The following is a 23,033-nucleotide window of genomic DNA, read 5'->3' as shown; positions in this document are numbered from 1 at the left end:
AACCGTGGACCCCGGAATTAGTCCGGGGTGACGGAATCGTTTTGGCGACCTCGGGCCGAGATACGCTGAACCTTAGTTCAGCCTACCCCTCTCGCGATTACATCTCGCCGCGGGCTTTGCGGATCGCGTACCATTTCTTCACGTTGGCGTTGTGTTCGGCCAGCGTGTTCGCGAACACGTGGCCACCGGTGCCGTCCGCTACGAAATACAGCGCCTTGGTCTGGGCCGGATCGAGCACCGCGTCGATCGAGGCGCGGCCCGGATTGGCGATCGGTCCGATCGGCAGGCCGGCTTCGGCATAGGTGTTGTAGCCGTTCTTCGCGTGCAGTTCCGAGCGCAGGATGCGGCGGCCTAGCGGACGGCCCTTGGTAATCGGGTAGATCACGGTCGGATCGGCCTGAAGCGGCATGCCGTTGCGCAGGCGATTGCCGTAGACCGCGGCGACGGTGCGGCGTTCGGAGGGTTTGCCGGTTTCCTTCTCGACGATCGAGGCGAGGATGATCGCCTGTTCGGGGGTCGTCACCGCGATGCCCGGCTTGCGCGCGGCCCAGGCGATGGCGAGGTAGGTCTTCATCGCCGCCTGCATCCGTGCGACGACCGAGGCGCGGGTGTCGCCGGCCTGGAAGGCATAGCTGTCGGGGAGGATCGAGCCTTCAGCCGGGACGGGCACGGTGCCGGTCAGGCCGTCCGCCTTCGCCAGCGCGTCGTGGACGAGGACCGAGGGATAGCCTTCGGGGACGACGACAAGGCGTTGGACGACCTTGCCACCCTGCATCAGCTTGAGGATGTCGGACTGGCTGGTATGCGGCGCAATGCGGTATTCGCCGGCCTTGATCGGATCGCCCGAGCCAAACACGCGGGCGTACAGGCGGAAGCGCCGCGCCGAGGGTATGGCGCCGGCCTTTTCGAGTTCGGTGGCAGCGCCGGCCAGCGTGCTGCCTTCGCCGATCTGCACGGTCAGCGTGCGAGGAGCTGGGCCAGCGCCGCCCCAGCCTTGAACGACCAGGAACAGCGCCACGACTGCTACGAGGCCTAAGACGAGTCCGAAACAGCCGACCTTGCGCATTGGTACTCCTTGGATCCCCGCGAAGGCGGGGACCCAGTCTGGGCCCCCGCCTTCGCGGGGGAACAAGTTTTTTTATTGAACCTTGGTCATCACTAGCGACGCATTCGTGCCGCCGAAGCCGAACGAATTGTTCAGCACCGCGCGGACTTCGCGCTTCTTGGCCACATGCGGCACGAGGTCGACCCCCACGCAGCTCTCGCTCGGATTGTCGAGGTTCAGCGTCGGCGGGACGATCTGGTCGCGCAACGCGAGGATGCAGAAGATGCTCTCGACCGCGCCGGCACCGCCGAGCAGATGGCCGATCGCGGACTTGGTCGACGACATCGACAGACCCGAGATCGCATCGCCGAACAGGCGGCGGACCGCGCCCAACTCAAGCTCGTCGCCGAGCGGCGTCGAGGTGCCGTGTGCGTTGATGTAATCGATGTCCTCGAGCTTGAGGCCCGACTTCTTGATCGCCATCTGCATCGATCGGAACGCGCCGTCGCCTTCGGGATGCGGCGCGGTCACGTGATACGCGTCGCCCGACAAACCGTAGCCGATGACCTCGGCATACATCTTCGCGCCGCGTGCCTTGGCGTGCTCATATTCTTCGAGCACCAGCACGCCAGCGCCCTCGCCCATCACGAAGCCGTCGCGGTCCTTGTCGTAAGGGCGCGAGGCCTTTTCGGGCGAATCGTTGAAATTGGTCGACAGCGCGCGCGCCTGTGCGAACCCGGCGATGCCGAGCGGGCAGATCGTGCCCTCCGCGCCGCCTGCGAGCATCACGTCGGCATCGTCCATCGCGATCATCCGCGCTGCATCGCCAATGGCGTGCGCGCCGGTCGAGCAGGCGGTGACGACTGCGTGATTCGGACCGCGCAGGCCATATTTGATCGAGACCTGACCCGAGATCAGGTTGATCAGCCGTCCGTGGACGAAGTGCGGCGAGACTTTGCGCGGGCCCTTGGTGTGCAGTACGATCGATTCGCTTTCGATGCCCGGCAGGCCGCCGATACCCGAGCCGATCGACACACCCGCACGCCAGCTCTCCTCGACGGTCATGTCAAGCAGGCCTGCGTCTTCAAGCGCCTGGCCGGCGGCATCGATGCCGAAGATGATGAACGGATCGACCTGGCGCTGGACCTTGTGATCCACCCGCTTGCCCGGATCAAAACCGTATTCGTGGGTCGCCGGTTTCACCTCGCAAGCGATCCGACAGACATATTCGGACGCGTCGAAATGCGTAATCGGGCCCGCGCCCGACTTGCCGGCGAGGATATTCGCCCAGGCCGTTTCAACATCCGCCCCCAGGGGGGTGACCAGGCCTAGCCCGGTTACGACGACACGCCGCATGGCTTCAAACTCCGTCTGCTCTCAAAACGAAACGGCTCCCCGCCCTCTTTGCCCAAGGACGGGGAGCCGCTCAAATCACACCCATCGGGGCAGGTCCAAAGTTTTGAACCCTAGACCCTGATCAGGCCTTGTGCTCGTCGATATAGGTGATCGCATCCTTGACGGTCGCAATCTTCTCGGCGGCGTCATCGGGGATCTCGACACCGAATTCCTCTTCGAATGCCATGACGAGTTCGACGATGTCGAGGCTGTCGGCACCCAGGTCGTCGATGAAGCTCGCGTCCTCGGTCACCTTGTCGGCTTCGACGCCGAGATGCTCGACAACGATTTTCTTCACGCGGTCAGCGGTCTCGCTCATGGTAGTTCCCTCTTCAAATCTGGGGGTTTTCGGTATTTCCTGAACGCACCTAGAACGCGGCAGTTCAGCGCGCAAGTTCAGATCATCGCCATCCCGCCGTTCACGTGCACGGTTTGTCCCGTGACGTAGCCGGCTTCACGGCTCGCGAGGTACACGATCGCCGCACCGATGTCTGCGCCTTCGCCGAGACGGCCGGCGGGAATTTTCGCGGTGAGCGCGGTCTTCTGCGCGTCGGGCAGAGCGTCGGTCATCGGCGAGGTGATGAAACCGGGCGCGACGCAGTTGACGGTGATGCCGCGGCTGGCGAGTTCCTGCGCCATCGATTTCGACATGCCGATCAGGCCGGCCTTCGACGCGGCGTAGTTCGCCTGGCCGGGGTTGCCGGTGACGCCGACGATCGAGGTGACCGAGATCATCCGGCCGAACCTTGCCTTCATCATCGGCTTGGCGGCGGCGCGCATGAGGCGGAACGCGGCTTCGAGATTGACGCGGATGACGCTGTCCCACTCGTCGTCCTTCATCCGCATCGCGAGATTGTCGCGGGTGACGCCGGCGTTGTTGACGAGGATATCGAGCTTGCCGCCGAGCGCCTCGACGGCCTGGGGAACGAGCGCATCGACGGCTGCTGCGTCGGACAGGTTGCAGGGAAGCGCGACGTGGTCGCCGCCGAGGCTCGCGCGGAAGGCTTGGAGCTTGTCGGCGTTGGAGCCGGACACGGCGAGGCGCGCGCCTTGGGCGGCCAGGGCTTTGGCGATCTCGGACCCGATCCCGCCGGATGCACCGGTGACGAGGGCGGTCATGCCTGTGAGGTCGAACATTGGTCAGTCTCCAAGAAGGTTGTTCACGCGGAGACGCGGAGCCGCGGAGGGGCGGTGGTCGTTTACGATCCGTCGCACTCCTTCTTTCAGCGTTGCGCCACCGAAGTTGATCAGCAGCCCCACGGGCTGGTGAGTTAGCCGTAGGTAGGTCAGGAGTTGTTTGCCGTGCGCGGCGTTCAGTTGCTCTACCGATTTGATTTCGACCAGGAGACGTTCGTCGACGAGTAGGTCGATTCTGAAGGCCGCTTCGAAGCGCATGCCGTCAAACTCGATGTCTACCGGTCGCTGCCTCGCCACGTGGTAACCCAGACTGGCGAGCTTACCCGCCAAGACCAGTTCGTAGACGCTTTCGAGGAGACCCGGACCCAGCTCGCGGTGGATGCGAAGTGAGAGATCGAGCACATCGCCGCTGATCTGATCGATTTCTCTCAAATCTTCTCTCCGCGGCTCCGCGTCTCCGCGTGATCACATCTTCTTCACGAATTCCTCGATGTCGTCCATCGTGATGACGCTCATCGTTTCGACGTCGGGGGTGATGCGTTTCACCATCGGGCTGAGCACCTTGCCGCCGAATTCGACGAAGTTCTCGACGCCCGCGGCGTGCATCGCGAGTACCGATTCGCGCCAGCGGACCATGCCGGTGACCTGCTGCACGAGAAGATGACGGATCGCGCCCGGATCGGCGACGGCGACCGCGTCGACATTGGCGAAGACGGGGACCAAAGGCGCGCGGAGGTCGGCGTCGAGGAGCGCGGCTTCCATCGCTTCGGCGGCGGGTTGCATCAGCGGGCAGTGGAACGGGGCGGAGACGGGGAGCAGCACCGCGCGCTTGGCACCGAGGTCTTTGGCCAGCGCGATCGCTTTTTCGATGGCGAGCCGGTGGCCGGAGATGACGACCTGCGACGGATCATTGTCATTGGCGACGGTGCAGATCAGTTCGGGGCCACCTTCCGCGAGGATCGCGTCGACCGCCGCGCCGGCGATGACCTGCGCCTTTTCGAGGTCGGTGCCGAGCAGCGCGGCCATTGCGCCCCCACCCACCGGCACCGCCGCCTGCATCGCGCGGCCGCGCAGTTTCAGGAGGCGTGCGGTGGTCGACAGGTCGAGCGCACCGGCGGCGCACAAGGCGGTATATTCGCCTAGGCTGTGGCCGGCGACATAGTCGGCCTTGTCGACGAGGCGGATGCCGCCCTCCTTCTCGGCGACGCGCAAGGTCGCGATCGCGTTCGCCATGATCGCGGGCTGCGCGTTCTCGGTGAGGAGCAAATCGTCCGCCGGCCCCTCGCTCATCAGGCGGAACAGATGCTGGCCGAGCGCCTCGTCGACTTCGGCGAAGACCTCGCGGGCGGTGGCACTGGCATCGGCGAGCGCCTTGCCCATGCCGACCGATTGGCTCCCCTGGCCGGGGAAGATGAACGCGCGCATGATCTCTCCTCTGTGTTGGCGGCGGCCTATAAAGGTGCGCGTCGAGTTGCAACTCCGCGAACCTGAACGGCGCGCGCGGCTTTGCGACAATTGGCGACCATTTCGGGGGGCTTGCGACAAGCGCCTGCGACATTCCACCCCCAGATTATGAAGGACGCCGTAGCAAAGGCGCCGTGTTTCAAACGGGAGATTATCATGAAGAAGTTCATCCTCAGCGCGCTTGCCGCCACCCTCGTCGCCAGCCCACTGCTCGCCGCAGCGCCTGCCGAAGCGCAGCAGCGCCGCGAAGTGACCACCGTGCGCCACAACGATAACAACGGCCGCACCGTCGTCACCAAGCGCACTGTCGTCCGCACGCCGCAGTATCGCAACTGGCGCGCTGGCCAGCGCTTCGATCGTCGCCAGGCGCAGAACTACCGGGTCATCACGACGTACCGCAACTATCGCCTCGCCGCCCCGCCACGTGGCAGTCAGTGGGTCCGCTCGGGCAACGACGCTCTGCTGATCAACGGCCGCGGCAACGTGGTGCAGGTTCGTGGCGGCGCTTTTCGCCGGTAATCGATTAGGTCTAAGTCTAGGGGCGTCGTAAGGCGTCCCCTCACCCCTCGCCCGTCATCCTGACGAAAGTTAGGATCCAGGGTTACGTGCGGCGGCATTTCTGGCTCTGGATCCTGACTTTCGTCAGGATGACAGGACTAGTCGAACGAAGCACACCAACCTTGCCTTTGCCGGATAATCGGGTAAGGCCCTCTGCAACCGGGGTGAGAGATTCGCGTCTCTCGCCCCTGTTTGCATTCTAGACGACAGCCGGAGGGGTGCACGCATGGGGCGTGTATCAGCGATCGGCCAAGACGAAGGACAAGACATGGCTCTTTACGAGCATGTGTTCCTTGCGCGCCAGGATCTGGCACAAGCGCAGGTGGACGCACTGGCGGAAATCGCCACCAAGATCGTGAACGACAACGAAGGTCGGGTCGTAAAGACCGAGAACTGGGGCCTGCGTTCGCTGGCGTACAAGATCGCTAAGAACCGCAAGGCGCACTATGTCATGCTCGAGATCGATGCCCCGGGCAGCGTGATCGCAGAGCTGGAGCGCCAGACCCAGATCAACGAAGACATCATCCGTTACATGACGGTCAAGGTCGACACCCTCGAAGAGGGCCCGACCGTGATGATGCGCAAGCAGGATCGTGACCGCGAGCGTCGTGGCGACCGTGAGGGTGGCCGTGGCGACCGTCCCGATCGTGGCGATCGCCCCGATCGTGGCCCGCGCCGCGACCGTGAAGAGGGAGCAGAATAACCATGGCACGTCCATTCTTCCGCCGCCGCAAGAGCTGCCCGTTCTCCGCTAAAGACGCTCCCCGGATAGACTATAAGGACGTCCGGTTGCTGCAGGGCTTCGTGTCCGAGCGTGGCAAGATCGTCCCTTCGCGCATCACGTCTGTTGCAGCGAAGAAGCAGCGCGAACTGGCCCAGGCCATCAAGCGTGCGCGTCATCTGGGCTTGCTGCCCTACATCGTTAAGTAAGGAGCGCCCACATGGACGTCATTCTGCTTGAGCGCGTCGAAAAGCTTGGTGCTATCGGCGACGTGGTGAAGGTCAAGGACGGTTACGCGCGTAACTTCCTGCTTCCCAACAAGAAGGCACTTCGTTCGAACGACGCGAACCGCAAGGTGTTCGAGTCGAACCGTGCGAAGATCGAATCGGACAATGCATCGCGTCGCAGCGATGCCGAGACCGAAGCGAAGACCTTCAACGACGCGACCGTGACCCTGATCCGTCAGGCGTCGAACACCGGTCAGCTCTACGGCTCGGTCGCGGTTCGTGATCTGGTCGATGCGCTGGTGGCCGACGGTCACAAGGTCGGCAAGTCGGCCATCGTGCTCGACAAGCCGATCAAGGCGATCGGTGTCTACACCGTCAAGGTTGCACTCCACCCCGAGGTGTCGGTGTCCGTCAAGGTCAACGTCGCCCGCTCGCCTGAAGAGGCCGAGATGCAGGCTTCGGGCGTCGACGTGATGTCGTCGATGTTCGAGCGCGACGAGGCTGGCTTCGTCGAGGATTACGATCCGAACGCAGAGCCCGGCGCGACCGCCGAAGCGCCTCGCGACCAGGAGGAAGAAGCGCAGGGTTGATCACTTCGCTTCCCTTCGCAGGCCGATACAGAAAGGCCCGCCCGGAGTGATCCGGGCGGGCCTTTTCTTTTGTGTCTGCGCGACGGGCGTCAGGGGCAGGTTACGCAGGCGCCGATCATGACGGCGAAGGGGACGAGAGCGCAGAGGATTGGGAGGATGTGCTTCATGACCGGAGGACTCTTTGGGGAGGTGTTGCCGGGTCAATGCGCGGAGTTGGGAAAGGTTTCCCGGAGGTGAACGGATTTTGTACCGATCGGTTTTCGGTCCGGCCCCGACATTTCCTTCCCCCCGCTCCGTCACCCCGGATCTGTTCCGGGGCCCCAGTTCCGCAATCTCTCCGGCCGTTGAGCTCGCGGAACGGTGAATGCCGGGGCGAGCCCGGCATGACGGAGTGGCATGGTTGATTGCCCCCACCCCTAGCCGTTCCCCCGCGAAGGCGGGGGTCCAGGGTAACGAAACGCAGCACTGCTTGATCCTGGGCTCCCGCCTTCGCGGGAGAACGAGGAAGAGACCACCATCTGAAGCGAGCCAGCCCCCCTTCCGTCATCCTGACGAAAGTCAGGACCCAGGGTACCAGACGTTACGGGTGTGGCTCTGGGTCCTGACTTTCGTCAGGATGACGGCGGTTTTCGAGTTGGGCTAAAATGCCGAACTATTCTAAAACTCAGCTTTCGACGTTCTCTGGCTTCTCGATCAGCGCAGGTCCCTCGCCTAGCGCCAGCGCGTCGACCGAGGACACGTCTTCGAGATCCCGTGCGCCCGTCTCGATGTTCAGATCGCGGAACTTGCGACCCGTTACCATCAGGCGGCCGTTGAACGAGTTGGTGAAGCCGTTGAAGTTCTTCACCGCGCTGTTGAGACCGACGCCGACCTTCCGCAGGTCGTCGGCGACCTTGGCGAGGCGGTCGTGCATTTCCTTGCCGAGTTCGCCAATCTTCCGCGCCTCGTTGGCAAGCTTTTCCTGGCGCCAGACCGCCGCCACGGTGCGGGCGATCGCGATCAGGTTGGTCGGCGTGGCGAGCAGCACGCGCTTTTCGAAGGCGAAGTCCCAGAGGGTCGGGTCATGTTCCAGCGCCGCCGAGAGGAAGTGTTCGCCGGGGACGAACATGATGACGTAGTCGGGCGTGTCGGCGAACTGGCTCCAATAGGCCTTGTTGCCGAGGCCGTTGACGTGGGCGCGCATCGAGGCGGCGTGGGCGGCGAGTCCGATCAGGCGTTCCGCGTCGTCGACCGCGCCAAATGCGTCCTGGTACGCGTTGAGCGAGACCTTTGCGTCGATCACGAGTGCTCGGCCGCCGGGGACGCGGATGATCGCGTCGGGGCGGAGGCGGGCGCCGTCGTCGCCTACCGCGACCGAGACTTCGGTCTGGAAGTCGGTGTGTTCGCTCAGGCCGCAGGTTTCGAGGACGTTCTTCAGTTGCTGCTCGCCCCAGCGGCCGCGAGACTTGGGGGCGTTGCGGAGAGAGTTGACGAGCTTGGCGGCTTCGGTCGAGACCTTTTCCTGGCCGAGGCGCATCTGTTCGATCTGGCCCTTGAGGTCGCCGAACGCGTCGCGGCGCTCGGCCTCGACCTTGGCGACGCCTTCCTCGTAGCGTTGCAGGCGGTCGCTGACGGGTTGCAGCATCGACTTGAGGTTCAGGCCGGCGGACTCCTCCGACTGGCGGAAGCGGGCGTCGGCGCGTTCGAGGAAGGTCTTCTGCGCGTCGCTCAGCAGCTTGTTGGCGACGTCGCCGAACTGCGCGGCCATGACGTCCTTCGCTTCGCGGAGTTCGAGCAGGCGGGCTTCGAACGCTTCGCCTTGTGCCTTGAGTGTGGCGATTTCGGTGCGGGCGGCGTCGCGGTCGGTGCGGATCGTGGCGAGGTCGAGGCGGAGGCGATCGGTGTCTGTGGCGCGCTCGGCGTTCTGTGCGCGGAGCGTGGCGAGGTCCTGCATCGCGGCGTTGCGCTCGCGTTCGACGGCGTCGCGAGCGGTGCGGATGAGGTCGGCGTCGGCTACCTTGGTTTGGGCGACGGCGAGTTCGCTGGCTAGGGTTGCCGCGCGGCGCGAGGCCAGGAGCCAGCCGAGGAGGATGCCGGCGGCTAGGGCGAGGATCGCGATGATGGCGAACTCAGCCATTTTGCGCCGCCGAAACTGGAGTGAAGTTCACAAAGTTCACACGCTGGCGCGGGTTTCTCGCTGCGCGGTGAGCGGGCGATGGCGCGGGGATTTGGGCGGAGGTTGGAGACGTCATGGGTGGAACATACGTCGAACGGTTGATGGAGGACAGTCTGAATATTCTGTTCTCCCGCGGAGGCGGGAGTCCAGGGTCACGAGCAGTGCCGTTTGCGGTCCTGGCCCCCGCCTTCGCGGGGGAACTAGAGAAGGGGCTTTGATATCTTTGCAAAATAGCACCACCCCGGCGAAGGCCGGGGTCCAATTGGAAAGGTTGCCGTAATGGGGTGCTGCGCTCAATCAGCACCGTCCCCCAATTGGGCCCCGGCCTTCGCCGGGGTGGTTGCGTGTGGGGTGAACGAGGAACCAAATCGGCCCCAACACCGCACCACGCCCCGTCACCCCAGCTTGCGGGCCTTGGCCAGTTTCTTGAGCACCATGTCGCGCTTCAGACGGCTGATGTGGTCGATGAACAGCACGCCGTCGAGATGGTCGATCTCGTGCTGCATGCAGGTCGACAGCAAGCCGTCGAAATCCTCTTCATGCGCCGCGCCCGTCTCGTCGAGCCACTTCACGCGGCAGCGCGCCGGCCGTGCGACCTCGGCATATTGCTCGGGGATCGACAGGCAGCCTTCGTTATACGTCGACACTTCGTCGCTGACCGACAGAATCTCGGCGTTGATATATGCCTTGGGGTTCTTGATCGGCTTGTCCTCCTCGTCCTTCTCCTCCTGGAGATCGATCACGAGGACGCGCTTCTGGACGCCGACCTGGGTCGCGGCGAGGCCGATGCCGTTGAAGTCGTACATCGTCTCGATCATGTCGGCGACGAGGGTGCGGATGGAATCGTCGACCGTTTCTACCGGCTCGGCCACAAGGCGCAGGCGGGGATCGGGGACTTCGAGAACGGTCATGACGGTCATCACCGTCCGCTAAGGTACGCGTGGGCCTGCCGTCAAGAGAACGGGCATCGAGAGAATGGTCGTCGAGAGAAGGCGCATCAAGCCATTGGCCGCCTTGCCCTTAATGCCTGCGCCAGCGTCCCTTCGTCGAGATAGTCGAGTTCGCCGCCGACCGGCAGGCCGTGGGCCAGCTGCGTGACGCGGACGGGGAAGCGTTCGATGCGCTCGGCGATGTAGTGCGCGGTGGTCTGGCCTTCGAGCGTGGCGTTCATCGCGAGCACGACTTCATCGATGCCGCCGGCTTCGATGCGGCGGACGAGGCTGTCGATGCTGAGATCCTCGGGGCGGATTCCTTCGAGTGCGGACAGGCGGCCGCCGAGGACGTGGAAGCGGCCGGGGAACAGCCGCGAGCGGTCGAGCGCCCAGAGATCGGCGACCTCCTCGACGACGCAGAGCGAACGCTGGTCGCGGCGCGGGTCGGCGCAGATCGCGCACGGGTTGGTCGTATCGACGTTGCCGCAGGTCGAACAATTCTCCAGCCGCTCGTCGACCGCGGTCAGCGCCTCGCGCAGCGGCCCCAGTGCCGCGTCGCGCTTCTTGAGCAGATGCAGCACGGCGCGGCGTGCGGACCGGGGGCCGAGGCCGGGGAGCCGGGCCAGCGCCTGCGTCAGCGCCTCGATCTCGGGGGATGCCATATGGAACAGATAGGGGGTTGCGCGGCTCCCCGCCAGCGTGTTCGAGAGGGCCATGCGGATCATCTTCATGGGAACGCCGGACTTCGCTGTGCCGGTGCTGGAGGCCCTCGTCGCGGCGGGGCATGACGTGGCGGCGGCGTATTGCCAGCCGGCCAGGCCGGGCGGGCGGCGCGGGCGTGAGTTGGTGCCTTCGCCGGTGCAGGTCCGGGCGGAGGCGCTCGGGATCGAGGTGCGGACGCCTGTGTCGTTCAAGGCGTCTTTGCCGGAGGGGCTGGAGGCTCGCGAGGCGTTTGCGGCCTTGAACGCGGACGTCGCGGTGGTTGCGGCGTATGGCCTGATCCTGCCGCGCGCGGTGCTGGAGGCGCCGCGGTTCGGGTGCCTGAACGTGCATGGATCGCTGTTGCCGCGGTGGCGCGGGGCGGCGCCGGTGCAGCGGGCTATCCTTGCGGGCGATGCCGAGACGGGCGTCGGGATCATGCAGATGGAGGCCGGTCTGGATACCGGGCCGGTTCGGCTCGAGGGGCGGACTGGCGTCGCGAACAAGACGGCGGGGGTCCTCACGGCCGAGCTCTCCGCGATGGGCGCGCGGTTGATGGTCGAGGTGCTGGGCAATCTGGACGCTTACCCTGCCCGGTCGCAGCCTGAGGACGGCATTACTTACGCTGCCAAGATCGAGAAGGCCGAAGCGCGGATCGATTTCGAGCGGTCGGCGGTCGAGGTCGAGCGGCTGGTGCGCGCGATGAATCCTGCGCCGGGGGCTTGGTTCGAGGTCGCTGGCGAGCGGGTGAAGGTGCTGGCGGCCGAGGTGTTGCCGTTCAGTTTCCTGGGGTGCGAGGGCCTGACAGTGAACGACGAACTGACGATCGGATGCGGCGACGGGGCGATCCGGCCGACCTTGGTTCAGCGGGCAGGACGCGGCGTGACGTCGACGGAGGAATTGATGCGCGGGTTTGCGATCCGCTCGGGGACGCAGCTTTGACGCGGTTCGCGTTGACGGTGGAGTTCGACGGGCGGCCGTTCATGGGCTGGCAGCGGCAGAAGCACGGGCCGAGCGTACAGGCGGCGCTGGAAGCCGCGGTGTTGAAGATGACCGGCGAGACCGCGGCGGTGCAGGCGGCGGGGCGGACCGATGCCGGCGTGCACGGGATGGCGATGCGCGCGCATGTCGATATCGCCAAGCCGCTCGCGGCGTTTCGGTTGATGGAGGGACTGAATGCGCTGGTGAAGCCGGCACCGGTGTCTGTGCTGGCGTGCGAAGTGGTCGACGACGATTGGCATGCGCGGTTTTCGTGTGTCGGGCGGTCGTACGAGTACCGGATCGTCAACCGGCGCGCGCCGTTGACGTTCGAGGCGGGGCTGGCTTGGCAGGTGCCGCAGCCGCTTGATGCCGGGGCGATGGCGGAGGCAGCGGGGGCGCTCGTTGGGCGGCACGATTTTACGACGTTTCGGTCGGCGCATTGCCAGGCGGATAGTCCGGTGCGGACTCTCGACCGGCTCGAGGTGGTGCGCAAGGGGGAGCGGCTGTTCGTCTATGCGGCGGCGCGGTCGTTCCTGCATCATCAGGTGCGGTCGATGGTCGGGTGTCTGGCGCTGGTGGGTATGGGGCGTTGGGCGGTTGGCGATGTTGCGGCCGCGCTGGAAGCGAAGGATCGGGCGATGCTGGGGCTGAATGCGCCGCCCGATGGGTTGTTCTTCGTGAGTGCGGTTTATCCACCCCCGTCATCCCGGACTTGATCCGGGATCCAGAGTTACAAGGCGCGGCATGGGTGGCTCTGGATCCTGACTTTCGTCAGGATGACGGTTGAGGAGCGTTGCGGACGAACTTCGCGGCGAGCTCGACGTGCGTCGACCAGCGGAACTGGCCGACCGGTTGGACCCAGTCGATCCGCCAGCCCGCGTCGCACAGCTCCTTGGCATCCCGCGCGAAGCTTGCCGGGTTGCATGAGACATAAGCGATCACCGGCGTCTTGCACTCCGCCAGCGCCGTCGCCTGTTCGCGTGCGCCGGAGCGTGGCGGATCGATCACCACCGCATCGAAGCGGTCGAGTTCGGCCACCGTCAGCGGGCGGCGGTAGAGATCGCGGTGCTCCGGATAGACCGGACGCTGCGTCCGATGTGCGGCGGCCTTGAGAGAGCCCAGCGCGTCGCGTGCGCCTTCGGCCGCGTAAACCTTCGCCGGGATTGCCAGCGTGAAGGTGCCGAGCCCGGCGAACAGGTCTGCGACGGTCGCGGGCTTGCCGATCGCCTCGAGGACGGCGGCAGTGAGTGCGGCTTCGCCATCGGGGGTGGCCTGGAGGAACGACGCGGGCGGGAGCGGCACGGGGACGCCGCCGAGCGTGATCGTGACCGCGTCGGGCTCCCAGCGCGTCTCGGGTCCGAGGCCGTCGTCGAAGGCTACGCGCGCTATGCCGTGATCTTCGCAGAACTTTGTGAGCGCTTCGGCGGCGGGGAGGCCCTCGGGCGCGAACCCGGTGATCAGGATGTCCGCGCCCTGGTCGGCGAGAGTCAGGTGGATGTCGGCACGACGACGGAAGTTGAGACGCTTGAGCAGCTGGCGGAGCGGCTGGACGAGCGCGAACAGGCGCGGATCGAGGATCCAGCATTCCTTGATGTCGACGATCGTGTGCGCCTTCTCCGCGGTGAAGCCGAGCGTGATCTTGCCGCCCTTGCCCTCGGCGTGGAGCGTCGCGCGGCGGCGGCTTCTCTCCGGGGAGATGTGGGGGGGGCGGATCGGGGCGGACAGGTTCTGGCCATCGAGTGCGGAGGCGATGCGGTCGGTAACGAACTCGGCATAGGCCTGGTCGTCGAGATGCTGCAGCTGGCAGCCGCCGCAGGTCGGGAAATGCACGCAAGGCGGCGTCTGGTGGTGTGGGCCGGGGATCACGGTGCCGTCGGCGGCGAGCGTGTCGCCGGGCGCCGAGAAGGCGGCGTGGCGTCCGTCGGCGGTCATGCCGTCGCCGCGGGCTGCGACGCGGATGATGGTGTCGATGTTCGGTTCAGAAGTCATAAGGCCGCTCTGGCCGACCGGAGCGCATCCGCCAAGTCGTCGGCGATGAACGCGGGCCCCAATCGGCGGGCGGCGTCACTGTGGAGCCACACTCCGGCGGCGGCGGCTTCGAGCGGTTCGAGCCTCGCGGAGAGCATCGCGCCGATCGCGCCGGCGAGGACGTCGCCGGTGCCGGCGGTGGAGAGCCAGTCGCTCGCCCCTTGCGCGATGCGGACGCGACCGTCGGGGGCCGCGATGACGGTGTCGGCGCCTTTGAAGACAACGATAGCGTTGGCGCGGGTGGCAGCGTCTCGGGTTCGCGTGATCTTGTCGGTCTCGGCCTTGCCGAAGAGCGCGTCGAACTCGCCGGCGCGCGGGGTGAGGATGACGGGAACGTCCAGCACCTTGATGCGATCCGTGTCGAGCAGGCGGAGCGCGTCGCCGTCGATGATCAGCGGGTGGCCCGAGGTTAGCGCGGCTTCGAGACGGGCCTTGGCGGTGTCATCGCGGCCGAGGCCCGGGCCGATGACGAGTGCGCCGATCCGGTCGTTGGCGAGCGCGTGCCCTGAAAACGGCGTGCGTACGAGCGCGTGCGGCGGGCCTTGGCTGTCGCCGAGCAGGGTCACGTAGCCGGCACCGGCGCGCATCGCTGCGTAGGCTGCGAGATCGGCGGCGCCGGACATCGTGCCGGCGATGATCGCGACCATGCCTCGGGTGTATTTATGTGCGTCCGGGCCGGGGGTCGGAAGGATTGGGGCTTGGAGGACTTCGGCTCGGCTGGTGGTGGGAACGCCGATGTCGAGGAGACGAATCTGGCCGCAGTAGCGGGCGGCGGGTTGCAGGAGATGGACGGGTTTTACTGCGCCGAGAGCGAGGGTGAGGTCGAAGACGGGGGGTGTGCTGAGGGCCTGCCCGGAGTCGGTGGCGAGCCCGCTGGGGAGGTCGACCGCGATGCTGAGTTGGGCTGCGTTCGCTAGTGCATGAAGACACTCAACCACAGACCGTTCCCCCGCGGACGCGGGGGCCCAGGATAGGCCGCTAGGTGAGCCCTTGGGACTTAGCTGGGCCCCCGCATCCGCGGGGGAACTGCTTGAATGGGGAGCGGTGTCGAGCGGGCGCGCTAGGCCGGTGCCGAACAGCGCGTCTACGAGGATCGGCGCGGGTTTCGCTTTGGCCAGCGTTTCGATAGCGCCACCCCACCCTGCCCTCGCCCACTTCGCCGCACCCGTCTTGGGTTCCGACAGCGCCGCGACGCGGACCGCCACACCCATCTCCGCCAGCACGCGCGCCGCGACGTAGCCGTCGCCACCGTTGTTGCCGGGTCCGCAGAGGATCAGGACTGCGTTGCTACCGGCTAAACGATGGACGGCGTGGGCGATCGCGGTGCCAGCGCGCGTCATCAGCGTTTCGACCGAGACGCCGGTAGCGATCACCGCGTCTTCGGCCGCGCGCATGCCTGAGGCGGTCAGGATGGACTGGCCTTCGATTTCGATCATGACGGCTTGGACGCACCCTTGACGGTGGCCGGGAGGCGGTAGCGGTTGCCGCCGAGTGCGACCTCGATGCCGTCCGCGCCGGTGACCGTGACGTTGGCGACTTCGGCACCGTCGGCGGCGATCACCCCGCGACCGTCCTGCGTGACGAGCAGCCGGCGGAACGCACCGTCCGGGTGGCGGATCGTCAGGATCAGGCCGTCCTTACCCTGTGCCTGCTCGATCGTGCAGGTCGGGGCGAACGCCGCATCGCCTCGTGCGCAGGGGATCCGGGCATCGCCTGCGGTTTCGCTGCGTTGCTGCGCCTCGACCTGTTCGCTGCTCGGCTGCCCTCGCCCACACGCTGAAAGCGGGAGCGAGAGAAGCACGGCAAGATACGCTATTCGCTTAGATATCCGCGTAGACATGGGTTTCGGCTGCCGCTCCAGGATGCGTGACCGCACCCTTGTAGGCGGGGCCGACGGTCTTCGCATAGCGCCACAATGCGCCCGAGCCGTAATCGTTGGCGCGGGGCACCCACGCGGCGCGGCGGGCGGTCATCACATCCTCGGGAACGTCGAGGTCGATCGTGCCGGCCTCGGCGTCGATGTGGATGATGTCGCCATTCTCGACCAGCGCGATCGGGCCGCCGTCCGCCGCTTCGGGACCGACATGGCCGATGCAGAAGCCGCGGGTGCCGCCCGAGAAGCGGCCGTCGGTGATCAGCGCAACGCTCTCGCCCATGCCGAGGCCGTAAAGCGCGGCCGTGGTCGACAGCATCTCGCGCATGCCGGGGCCACCTTTTGGCCCCTCGTAGCGGATGACGATGACTTCGCCTTCGTTGATCTCGCGGTTTTCGACCGCGGCGAAGGTGTCCTCCTCGCAATCGAACACGCGTGCCGGACCGGAGAACTGGAGGCGGTGCATGCCGGCGACCTTCACGATCGCGCCGTTGGGTGCGAGACTGCCGCGCAGGCCAACGACGCCGCCGGTTGGAGTCAGCGGGGTCTTGATGTCGTAGATGACCTTCTGATCGGGGTTCCACGTCACCTGGTCGATGTTCTCGCCGAGCGACTTTCCGGTCACCGTCAGGCAATCGCCATTGAGGAACCCGCCGGCGAGCATCGTCTTCATCAGCATGTAGACGCCGCCGGCTTCGTACATGTCCTTGGCGACGTACTTACCGCCGGGCTTGAGGTCCGCGATGTACGGGGTGGTCTTGAAGATTTCGGCGACGTCGAAAAGGTCGAATTCGATCCCGGCTTCGGACGCCATTGCAGGGAGATGCAGCGCGGCGTTGGTCGAGCCGCCGGTCGCGGCGACGACGCGGGCGGCGTTGATGAACGCCTCGCGCGTGCAGATGTCGCGCGGACGGATGTTGTCGGCGAGGCAGTCCATGACCTGTGCGCCCGCCGCCACGGCGATCTGTTCGCGCGTGGTGTAAGGTGCGGGCACCATGTTGCTGTTCGGGATCGACAAACCGATCGCTTCCGCGACGCAGGCCATCGTGTTGGCGGTATACTGGCCGCCGCACGCGCCGTGGCCGGGACAGGCGACCTTCTCGATCGCGTGGACTTCGGACAGCGGGCACGCGCCGGCGGCGTATTTGCCGACGATCTCGAACACGTCAACGACGGTGACGTCGCGCTCCTGATAGCGGCCGGGCAGGATCGAGCCGCCATAGACGAACACCGACGGGATATTGAGGCGGAGCATCGCCATCATCATGCCGGGCAGCGACTTGTCGCAGCCTGCGAACCCCACCAGCGCGTCGTAGCAATGGCCGCGGACCGAGAGTTCGACCGAGTCGGCTATGACTTCGCGGCTCACCAGCGAAGCCTTCATGCCCTGATGGCCCATCGCGATGCCGTCGGTGACGGTGATCGTGTTGAACCGGCGCGGCATGCCGCCCCCCTGGATGACGCCGGCCTGCGCGGCATCGGCCTGCGCGTCGAGCGTGGTGTTGCACGGCGCGGAGTTGTTGCCGGCGGAGGCGAGCGCGACGAACGGCTTGGCGATATCCTCCTCGGGAATCCCCATCGCGTAATAATAGCTGCGGTGCGGGGCGCGTTCGGGGCCAACGGAGACGTGACGGCTCGGCAGGCGCGATTTGTCGAATGTGCGGGTCATGGCGAACGCCTATGTCGCGGGAGGGGGTATTTACGCAAGAGAGTTGCGTTGATTTTTGAGTTGAGGCTCTCCGTCATCCTCGCGAAGGCGGGGAGCCGGATACTCTACGGTTCGCTACCATCGCCAACGCCAGCCGGTATGGGTTCCCGCCTTCGCGGGAATGACGAAAGGCGAATGGAATTGCGCCCCTCCTTGGCAGGGGGGGGGGGGTCGGCCTATTGGCTGACGCTCCGATCACCGAGCGGCCGACCCACCCCCGGCCCCTCCCTTCCAGGGAGGGGAGCAGAAGTGGGAGCGTCCGGCGCTCTGTAAACGGATGTCAGAGGCCTTCGAGGGCCTTTGCGACGCCGTCCATCGTGAAGGGTTTCTGCAAGCGTGGGCGATCGCGGAATTCGGGGGCTACGCCATCATCGCCGCCGCCGGTGGCGAAGACGAAGGGCACGCCCTTGGCCGCCAGCGCCTCGGCCACTGCGGTGCTCTTCTCGCCGCCCCGTAGGTTCACGTCGAGGATGGCACCGTCGACGCCGCCCTCTTCGATCCGCTTCAATGCGTCGGCCACGGTGTCGACCGAGCCCGCGACTCCCTTGTCCAGCACCTCGAGGAAGTCCTCGAGCATCATGGCGATCAACGGTTCGTCCTCGACGATGAGGATCTGCTGGGTAACGGTCATGCAATGCGCATAGTCGGGATCGTTACGACTTGCCAACATCTTGTTCAATTCATTGTAAGTTCGTTTCACCGCGTGGCGAGCACGTCCCGCGCCGCCTCGGCGAGTTCCTGTACGGAAAAGGGTTTGGGCAGGAACGAGACGTTGTCGAGATCGATCGACTTGCGCAGATGTTCCTCCGCATATCCCGACATGAAGAGGATCGGCAGATCGGGATATTTATCACGCACGTGCCGCACCATCGTCGGGCCGTCCATCTGCGGCATGACGACGTCGCTGATCAGCAGATCGGGGCGGCCATGCTGTTCGAGCACCTCCAACGCGACCTCGCCATTCTCCGCCGTCAACACGGTATAGCCCTGGCGCGTCAGCGCGCGTTCGGCGACGGCGCGGACCATATCCTCGTCCTCGACCAGCAGGATGGTGCCAGTGCCCCAGAGATCGACCGGTTTCGCCGCGGGCTTCACGACCGCTGGACGGGTCGAGGCGGGGGCCGAATGGACCGGCAGGTACATCGTGAACGTGGCGCCCTGCCCCAGCTTGCTGTCGGCGAAGATGTAGCCGCCGGATTGCTTGACGATCCCGTAGACCGTGGAGAGACCCAGCCCGGTGCCCTTGCCGAATTCCTTGGTGGTGAAGAACGGTTCGAAGATCTTGGGCAACACGTCGGGGGGGATACCGGTGCCGGTGTCCTGGACGATCAGCGCGGTGTAGTCGGCGACGGGCAGAATATCGGAGGCCATCGCACGGACTTCGGACGCCGGCACCGAGCGCGTGGTGATCGTCAGCACGCCGCCGCCGCGCGCGTTGGCCGAGACGATCGCGTCGCGCGCGTTGACCGCCAGGTTGACGACGACCTGTTCGAGTTGCCCCGGATCGGCGCGGACGGGACCAAGATTGCGGCCGTGGGTCATGTCCAGACGGACATTCTCGCCCATGAGCCGCTTGAGGAGGTTCGACACTTCGGAGACGACGTCGGGAAGCTGAAGGATCTGCGGGCGGAGCGTCTGCTGGCGTGAAAATGCGAGCAGCTGGCGCGTCAGGCTGGCGGCGCGGTTCGAATTGGTGCGGACCTGCTGGATGTCGTCGTAATCGCTGTCGCCGGGCGAGTGGCGCATCAGCATCAGGTCGCAGTGACCGATGATCGCGGTCAGGATGTTATTGAAATCATGCGCGACGCCGCCTGCGAGCTGGCCGACCGCCTGCATCTTGGTCGCCTGCGCGACCTCCCGTTTGAGGCGGCTTTCTTCGCTATTGTCCTTGAGGCTGAGCAACACTGCCGCATCGCCGAGCCCGCGCGCGCCGGCGATCGTCAGGGCGACCGGTTCGTCAGGGTGATCCTTCAGACGGACCGCCATATCGGTCGAGTGAGTCGCGCCGCTCGCGAACCTGCGGATCGCATCGGCCACCGCGGCCTTGTCTTCGCGCACGACCAGATCGCCCGGATAAAGCGGCGGGGCGACCGGATTGACGCCGGCCGCGCGCAGGAACGCGTCGTTCATCTGAAGAAAACGGCCGTCGCGGTCGACCAGCGCCATCCCGAACGGCATCAGGCTGACGAGGCTGCGGACATGGGCCGACGCGCTCGCGCCTATCGGCGGGGCGGCCTCCTCGTCGTCCAGCAGCGCGACGAGGACGGGCGCGTCGTCGCCTTCGAGAAAGGGCACCTGGAGGACGCGGAGTGGCGTGCCCTCAAGCCCCTCGCGTTCGAAGCGGACGAAGCCGCGGCTGTCGGTAATAAGAAAGCTGGCGAAGTCGCGGCCCTCGATCGAATCAAAGTCGTTGCCGCTGGCGCGCGCGCGCAGCACACGGTTGGCGGTCCGGACGCGACCGTCGGTGGACAGCAGCGCCGCCATGATGCCGCTGCTGCCGAGCCGGTCGCCGGTCGGGCCGGGCAGCAGCGCCGCCAGCGTCTCGGCAAGGTCGTGATCCTGTGCGGTGACGAAGCGCCAGACGAGCATGTCCGCCTCGTCGCCGGCGCGCGCGATGTGCGCGGCCAGGCGAATCCCGCGGGCATTGAGGCGCTCGACGTGCGCGGTCCCGTCACGCCAGGCGGCCCGGCCGGCATCGGCGAGCGCCGCCATGCCGACTTCGTCGAGCGGCAGGCCCGGCGGCGTGGGAAAGCCTGCGAACAGCGCGTCATACGCGTCGTTGGCGCAGACGAGGCGCCCGGCGCGGTCGGTGATCGCGAGCGCGTCGGTGCCAGCCTCGGCAACGGTGCGCGTGAGGTCCCAGTCGACCGGGCGCGGGGCATCCTTGGCGACCGGATTGAGGACGCGCCAGGTGATGAGCGCGCCGCCGACGACGACGGCTGCCGCGAGGAAGCCGGCGGCGGCGATCCAGCTGCCGATCAGCAGCAACACGATCGCCGCGGCAGCAACGCCCGAGGCGATGGCGACGAGCGCGGCGTTGCGTGCGGGGGGTGTTAAAGCGAACGATGCCATTGGTTAGGGTCATCCGCTCAAGCGGGGCCGGGCGTCAAGCGGGATGCGCGATCGGAAGGACTGTTACTGTTCGCCCGGCACGCATTCGAAGCACGACCCCGATGTTGCCTCCACCCCGGCGGAGGCTGGGGCCCAGTTGGAACGGTGGATGTAACAAAGCGCGATCCTTCGTCAGTATCGCCCACCAACTAGATCCCATCCTTCGCCGGGGAGGTGGCTGTGGGTTGAGTCGGTATCGCGATCCAGCCCGCCTTCGCATTCTGCTTTCCATTGGTCCGTTCCCCCGCCTCCGCGGGGCGACCGATCCTTACCAAATGCGGACGCGCTGCTCCGGGGTCAGGTACAGCTTCTGCCCAGACGTTGGCTTGTAGGCCGCGTACCATGGGTCGAGGTTGCGGACGACCCACGCGCGCTGCTGCGACGGCGAGTGAGGGTCGGTCAGCAGGCGGTTGCGAAGGTTGGCTTCGCGGTAGTTGCGGCGCCAGACCTGCGCCCAGCCGAGATAGAAGCGCTGGTCGCCGGTGAAGCCGTCGAGTACGGGCGCCGCCTTGCCGCCGAGCGCGGTGTGGTAGGCGTCGTAGGCGACCGTCAGACCGGCAAGATCGGCGATGTTCTCGCCCATCGTCAGCTGGCCCTTCACATGCATGCCGGGGAGCGGTTCGTAGGCGTCGTACTGCGCGCCCAGCTTGCCGGTGAGCGCGTTGAAGCCAGCGATGTCCTTTGGCGTCCACCAGTCGGTCAGCTGGCCCTTCGCGTCATACTTCGAGCCCTGATCGTCGAAATGATGGCTCAGTTCGTGGCCGATCACCGCGCCGATGCCGCCGTAATTGACCGCGTCGTCGGCCTTCGGATCGAAGAACGGCGGTTGCAGGATTGCGGCGGGGAAAACGATCTCGACCATGCCGAAATTGGCATAGGCGTTCACCGTCATCGGCGTCATGCCCCATTCCCAACGCTGGAGCGGCTTGCCGAGCTTGGCGACATTGTCCTGGTGCTGCCATTCGTTCGCGCGCCATTCGTTGCCGAACGCGTCGCCGCTGGTGATCGTCAGCCCGGAGAAATCCTTCCACTGGCTCGGATAGCCGATCTTCGGCGTAAACGCGGCAAGCTTGGCGTGCGCCTTGACCTTCGTTTCGGGCGCCATCCATTCGAGCTTGTCGATCCGGCGACCCATCGCGGCGAGCACGTTCTTGACGAGCTTGTCGGCTGCGGCCTTCGTCTCGGGCGGGAAATACTGCGCGACGTAGAGCTTGCTGACCTCGTCATCGAGCGCGCCGCTGGTGAACTGGACGCCGCGCTTCCAGCGGGCTTCCTGCTCGGGCGTACCGCCGAGGACGGTGCCGAAGAACGCGAACTGCTCGGCGTCGAACGCCTTGGGGAGGACGTCAGCATAGCCGTCGAGCGAGCGCAGGATCAGCTGGTCCTTGAGCACGCCGATCGGCGCGGTCGAGACGAGCTTGGCGATGCCGGTGATCGCCGAGGGCTGCGCGACGATGACGGTCGGGACGGGCGTGCCGATGCCCTTAAAATACGCGGTGAAATCGAAGCCCGGCGCGCGCTTGGCGAGATCGACCACGGTCATCTTGTTGTAGGTCTTAGTGGCGTCGCGGCTGTCGACGCGGGTCCAGCTGACCTTGGCGATCTCGGTCTCGAACGCAAGCAAGGCGGTGGCGCGCACCTCGGCATTGGGTTCGCCGGCGAGGGTGAGCATCTTGACGATGTGCGCGCGGTAGGCGTTGCGTGCCTCGACCAGTTTCGCGTCGGTGCTGAGGTAGTAGTCGCGGTCGGGGAGGCCGAGGCCGGACTGGCCGAGCGAGAGCGCGTATTGCTCAGGCGACTTGTCGTCCTGGCCGACGCCGCCACCGAACGGGCCGCGGATGCCGGCACGGTCTGCTTCGGCGAGGAGTGCGGGGTAGCCCGCGCGGTCGTTCAGCGCGGCAATCTTCTTCAGCCATGGGCGGATCGGCGCGAGACCCTTCGCCTCGATCGTGCCGGTATCGAGATAGGTCGCATAGGCGCGGCCGATCTTCGACTTCGGGTCCTTCGCAGCGGTGTCGAGGATACCGCGGGTACGCGTCTCGGACAGGTCGGAGAGGAGGTTGAATGAGCCGTAGTTCGACTTGTCGGCGGGGATCGGCGTGTTCTTGGACCAGTTGCCGTTCGCGTAAGTGTAGAAGTCGTCGCCGGGCTGGACGGACTTGTCCATGCCCTTCTCGTCGAAGCCGAACGTGCCGAACTGGGCACCGGTCGGGGCGGCCGCTGGCGGGGTCGGCTCAGCCGTTTGCGAGATGGCGGCGGTGACGCCGGTGATGGCGGTTGCGGCGAGCAGGCCGGCGGCGATGAACGACTTCATGATACTCTCCAACTTCGTCATCCTGACGAAAGTCAGGATCCAGAGTTGCAGGCGGGCGCGTGCGTGGCTCTGGATCCTGGGTCGAGCCCAGGATG

The 23,033-nt window shown here is 66.0% G+C and carries 22 protein-coding genes; 6 read left to right on the top strand and 16 right to left on the bottom strand.

Annotated features, from left to right (window positions below; all coding sequences use genetic code 11):
• Positions 1 to 97: 97 nt before the first annotated feature.
• The 6 genes from mltG to fabD form a co-directional block, all read right to left on the bottom strand.
• Positions 98 to 1,066, bottom strand: coding sequence for an endolytic transglycosylase MltG (gene mltG, locus U1707_RS16035; RefSeq protein WP_332801069.1), 969 nt, complete (start codon positions 1,064 to 1,066; stop codon positions 98 to 100).
• A 72-nt stretch (positions 1,067 to 1,138) separates the two neighbouring features.
• Entirely contained in the window at positions 1,139 to 2,401 is a 1,263-nt protein-coding gene (gene fabF, locus U1707_RS16030; RefSeq protein ID WP_332801068.1) for a beta-ketoacyl-ACP synthase II, read from the bottom strand.
• A 121-nt stretch (positions 2,402 to 2,522) separates the two neighbouring features.
• A complete protein-coding gene (locus U1707_RS16025; protein ID WP_031393971.1) occupies positions 2,523 to 2,759 on the bottom strand; it encodes an acyl carrier protein in 237 nt (78 codons plus the stop codon).
• A 77-nt stretch (positions 2,760 to 2,836) separates the two neighbouring features.
• Positions 2,837 to 3,577 (bottom strand): 3-oxoacyl-[acyl-carrier-protein] reductase, encoded by a 741-nt coding sequence (gene fabG, locus U1707_RS16020; protein WP_332801067.1) that lies wholly within the window; start codon positions 3,575 to 3,577, stop codon positions 2,837 to 2,839.
• A gap of 3 nt (positions 3,578 to 3,580) precedes the next feature.
• On the bottom strand, positions 3,581 to 4,009 hold the full coding sequence (locus tag U1707_RS16015) for a GxxExxY protein (protein WP_093399292.1): 429 nt from the start codon (positions 4,007 to 4,009) through the stop codon (positions 3,581 to 3,583).
• Between the two features lie 33 nt (positions 4,010 to 4,042).
• Positions 4,043 to 5,002, bottom strand: coding sequence for an ACP S-malonyltransferase (gene fabD, locus U1707_RS16010; protein WP_332801066.1), 960 nt, complete (start codon positions 5,000 to 5,002; stop codon positions 4,043 to 4,045).
• A gap of 195 nt (positions 5,003 to 5,197) precedes the next feature.
• Here fabD and U1707_RS16005 point away from each other — a divergent pair, with 195 nt between their 5' ends.
• The 4 genes from U1707_RS16005 to rplI all read left to right on the top strand — a co-directional run bounded on the left by U1707_RS16005 (position 5,198) and on the right by rplI (position 7,137).
• Positions 5,198 to 5,560: an RcnB family protein gene (locus tag U1707_RS16005; protein ID WP_332801065.1), complete on the top strand. Its 363-nt coding sequence runs from the start codon at positions 5,198 to 5,200 to the stop codon at positions 5,558 to 5,560.
• Positions 5,561 to 5,867: 307 nt separating this feature from the next.
• A complete protein-coding gene (rpsF, locus tag U1707_RS16000; RefSeq protein ID WP_132739164.1) occupies positions 5,868 to 6,302 on the top strand; it encodes a 30S ribosomal protein S6 in 435 nt (144 codons plus the stop codon).
• Between the two features lie 2 nt (positions 6,303 to 6,304).
• On the top strand, positions 6,305 to 6,529 hold the full coding sequence (gene rpsR, locus U1707_RS15995; protein WP_031393978.1) for a 30S ribosomal protein S18: 225 nt from the start codon (positions 6,305 to 6,307) through the stop codon (positions 6,527 to 6,529).
• An 11-nt stretch (positions 6,530 to 6,540) separates the two neighbouring features.
• Positions 6,541 to 7,137, top strand: a complete 597-nt coding sequence (gene rplI / locus U1707_RS15990) for a 50S ribosomal protein L9 (protein ID WP_332801064.1) — start codon at positions 6,541 to 6,543, stop codon at positions 7,135 to 7,137.
• 664 nt (positions 7,138 to 7,801) lie between these two features.
• On the opposite strand, the gene U1707_RS15985 is transcribed toward rplI, so the two are convergent.
• From U1707_RS15985 to recR, 3 genes are all read right to left on the bottom strand, one after another.
• A complete protein-coding gene (locus U1707_RS15985; RefSeq protein WP_332801063.1) occupies positions 7,802 to 9,253 on the bottom strand; it encodes a DNA recombination protein RmuC in 1,452 nt (483 codons plus the stop codon).
• A 434-nt stretch (positions 9,254 to 9,687) separates the two neighbouring features.
• Complete coding sequence (def, locus tag U1707_RS15980) at positions 9,688 to 10,212, bottom strand: peptide deformylase (protein ID WP_332801062.1); 525 nt, start codon at positions 10,210 to 10,212, stop codon at positions 9,688 to 9,690.
• A gap of 77 nt (positions 10,213 to 10,289) precedes the next feature.
• The gene (gene recR / locus U1707_RS15975) at positions 10,290 to 10,886 is read right to left on the bottom strand and encodes a recombination mediator RecR (protein ID WP_056052820.1); all 597 of its coding nucleotides are present in this window, start codon (positions 10,884 to 10,886) and stop codon (positions 10,290 to 10,292) included.
• 52 nt (positions 10,887 to 10,938) lie between these two features.
• Between recR and fmt the strand changes: the two genes are divergently transcribed.
• Both fmt and truA read left to right on the top strand, forming a co-directional pair.
• Positions 10,939 to 11,865 carry a methionyl-tRNA formyltransferase gene (gene fmt, locus U1707_RS15970; RefSeq protein ID WP_332801061.1) on the top strand — a complete coding sequence of 309 codons (927 nt, stop codon included), beginning with the start codon at positions 10,939 to 10,941 and terminating at the stop codon, positions 11,863 to 11,865.
• Positions 11,862 to 12,620 (top strand): tRNA pseudouridine(38-40) synthase TruA, encoded by a 759-nt coding sequence (gene truA / locus U1707_RS15965; RefSeq protein ID WP_332801060.1) that lies wholly within the window; start codon positions 11,862 to 11,864, stop codon positions 12,618 to 12,620. The genes fmt and truA overlap by 4 nt, the downstream gene beginning before the upstream one ends.
• A 55-nt stretch (positions 12,621 to 12,675) precedes the next feature.
• Here the strand turns inward: truA and U1707_RS15960 are convergent, their stop codons facing one another.
• The 7 genes from U1707_RS15960 to U1707_RS15930 all read right to left on the bottom strand — a co-directional run bounded on the left by U1707_RS15960 (position 12,676) and on the right by U1707_RS15930 (position 22,938).
• Positions 12,676 to 13,893 (bottom strand): class I SAM-dependent RNA methyltransferase, encoded by a 1,218-nt coding sequence (locus U1707_RS15960; protein WP_332801059.1) that lies wholly within the window; start codon positions 13,891 to 13,893, stop codon positions 12,676 to 12,678.
• Positions 13,890 to 15,368, bottom strand: coding sequence for an NAD(P)H-hydrate dehydratase (locus U1707_RS15955; RefSeq protein WP_332801058.1), 1,479 nt, complete (start codon positions 15,366 to 15,368; stop codon positions 13,890 to 13,892). Before U1707_RS15955 ends, U1707_RS15960 begins: the two co-directional genes overlap by 4 nt.
• Positions 15,365 to 15,733, bottom strand: a complete 369-nt coding sequence (locus tag U1707_RS15950; RefSeq protein WP_332801057.1) for a hypothetical protein — start codon at positions 15,731 to 15,733, stop codon at positions 15,365 to 15,367. The genes U1707_RS15955 and U1707_RS15950 overlap by 4 nt, the downstream gene beginning before the upstream one ends.
• 19 nt (positions 15,734 to 15,752) lie before the next feature.
• Positions 15,753 to 17,474, bottom strand: a complete 1,722-nt coding sequence (ilvD, locus tag U1707_RS15945) for a dihydroxy-acid dehydratase (RefSeq protein ID WP_332801056.1) — start codon at positions 17,472 to 17,474, stop codon at positions 15,753 to 15,755.
• A gap of 319 nt (positions 17,475 to 17,793) precedes the next feature.
• A complete protein-coding gene (locus tag U1707_RS15940) occupies positions 17,794 to 18,183 on the bottom strand; it encodes a response regulator (RefSeq protein WP_443025717.1) in 390 nt (129 codons plus the stop codon).
• A 26-nt stretch (positions 18,184 to 18,209) separates the two neighbouring features.
• Positions 18,210 to 20,585 (bottom strand): hybrid sensor histidine kinase/response regulator, encoded by a 2,376-nt coding sequence (locus tag U1707_RS15935; protein WP_332801055.1) that lies wholly within the window; start codon positions 20,583 to 20,585, stop codon positions 18,210 to 18,212.
• 307 nt (positions 20,586 to 20,892) lie between these two features.
• Positions 20,893 to 22,938, bottom strand: coding sequence for a M13 family metallopeptidase (locus U1707_RS15930; protein ID WP_332801054.1), 2,046 nt, complete (start codon positions 22,936 to 22,938; stop codon positions 20,893 to 20,895).
• Positions 22,939 to 23,033 lie beyond the last annotated feature (95 nt).

It is taken from the genome of Sphingomonas sandaracina (genome assembly GCF_036663695.1).
Taxonomy (GTDB): Bacteria; Pseudomonadota; Alphaproteobacteria; order Sphingomonadales; family Sphingomonadaceae; genus Sphingomonas.
Note: the sequence above shows the minus strand (reverse complement) of the source record. Positions and strands in the feature narration are given on the sequence as shown.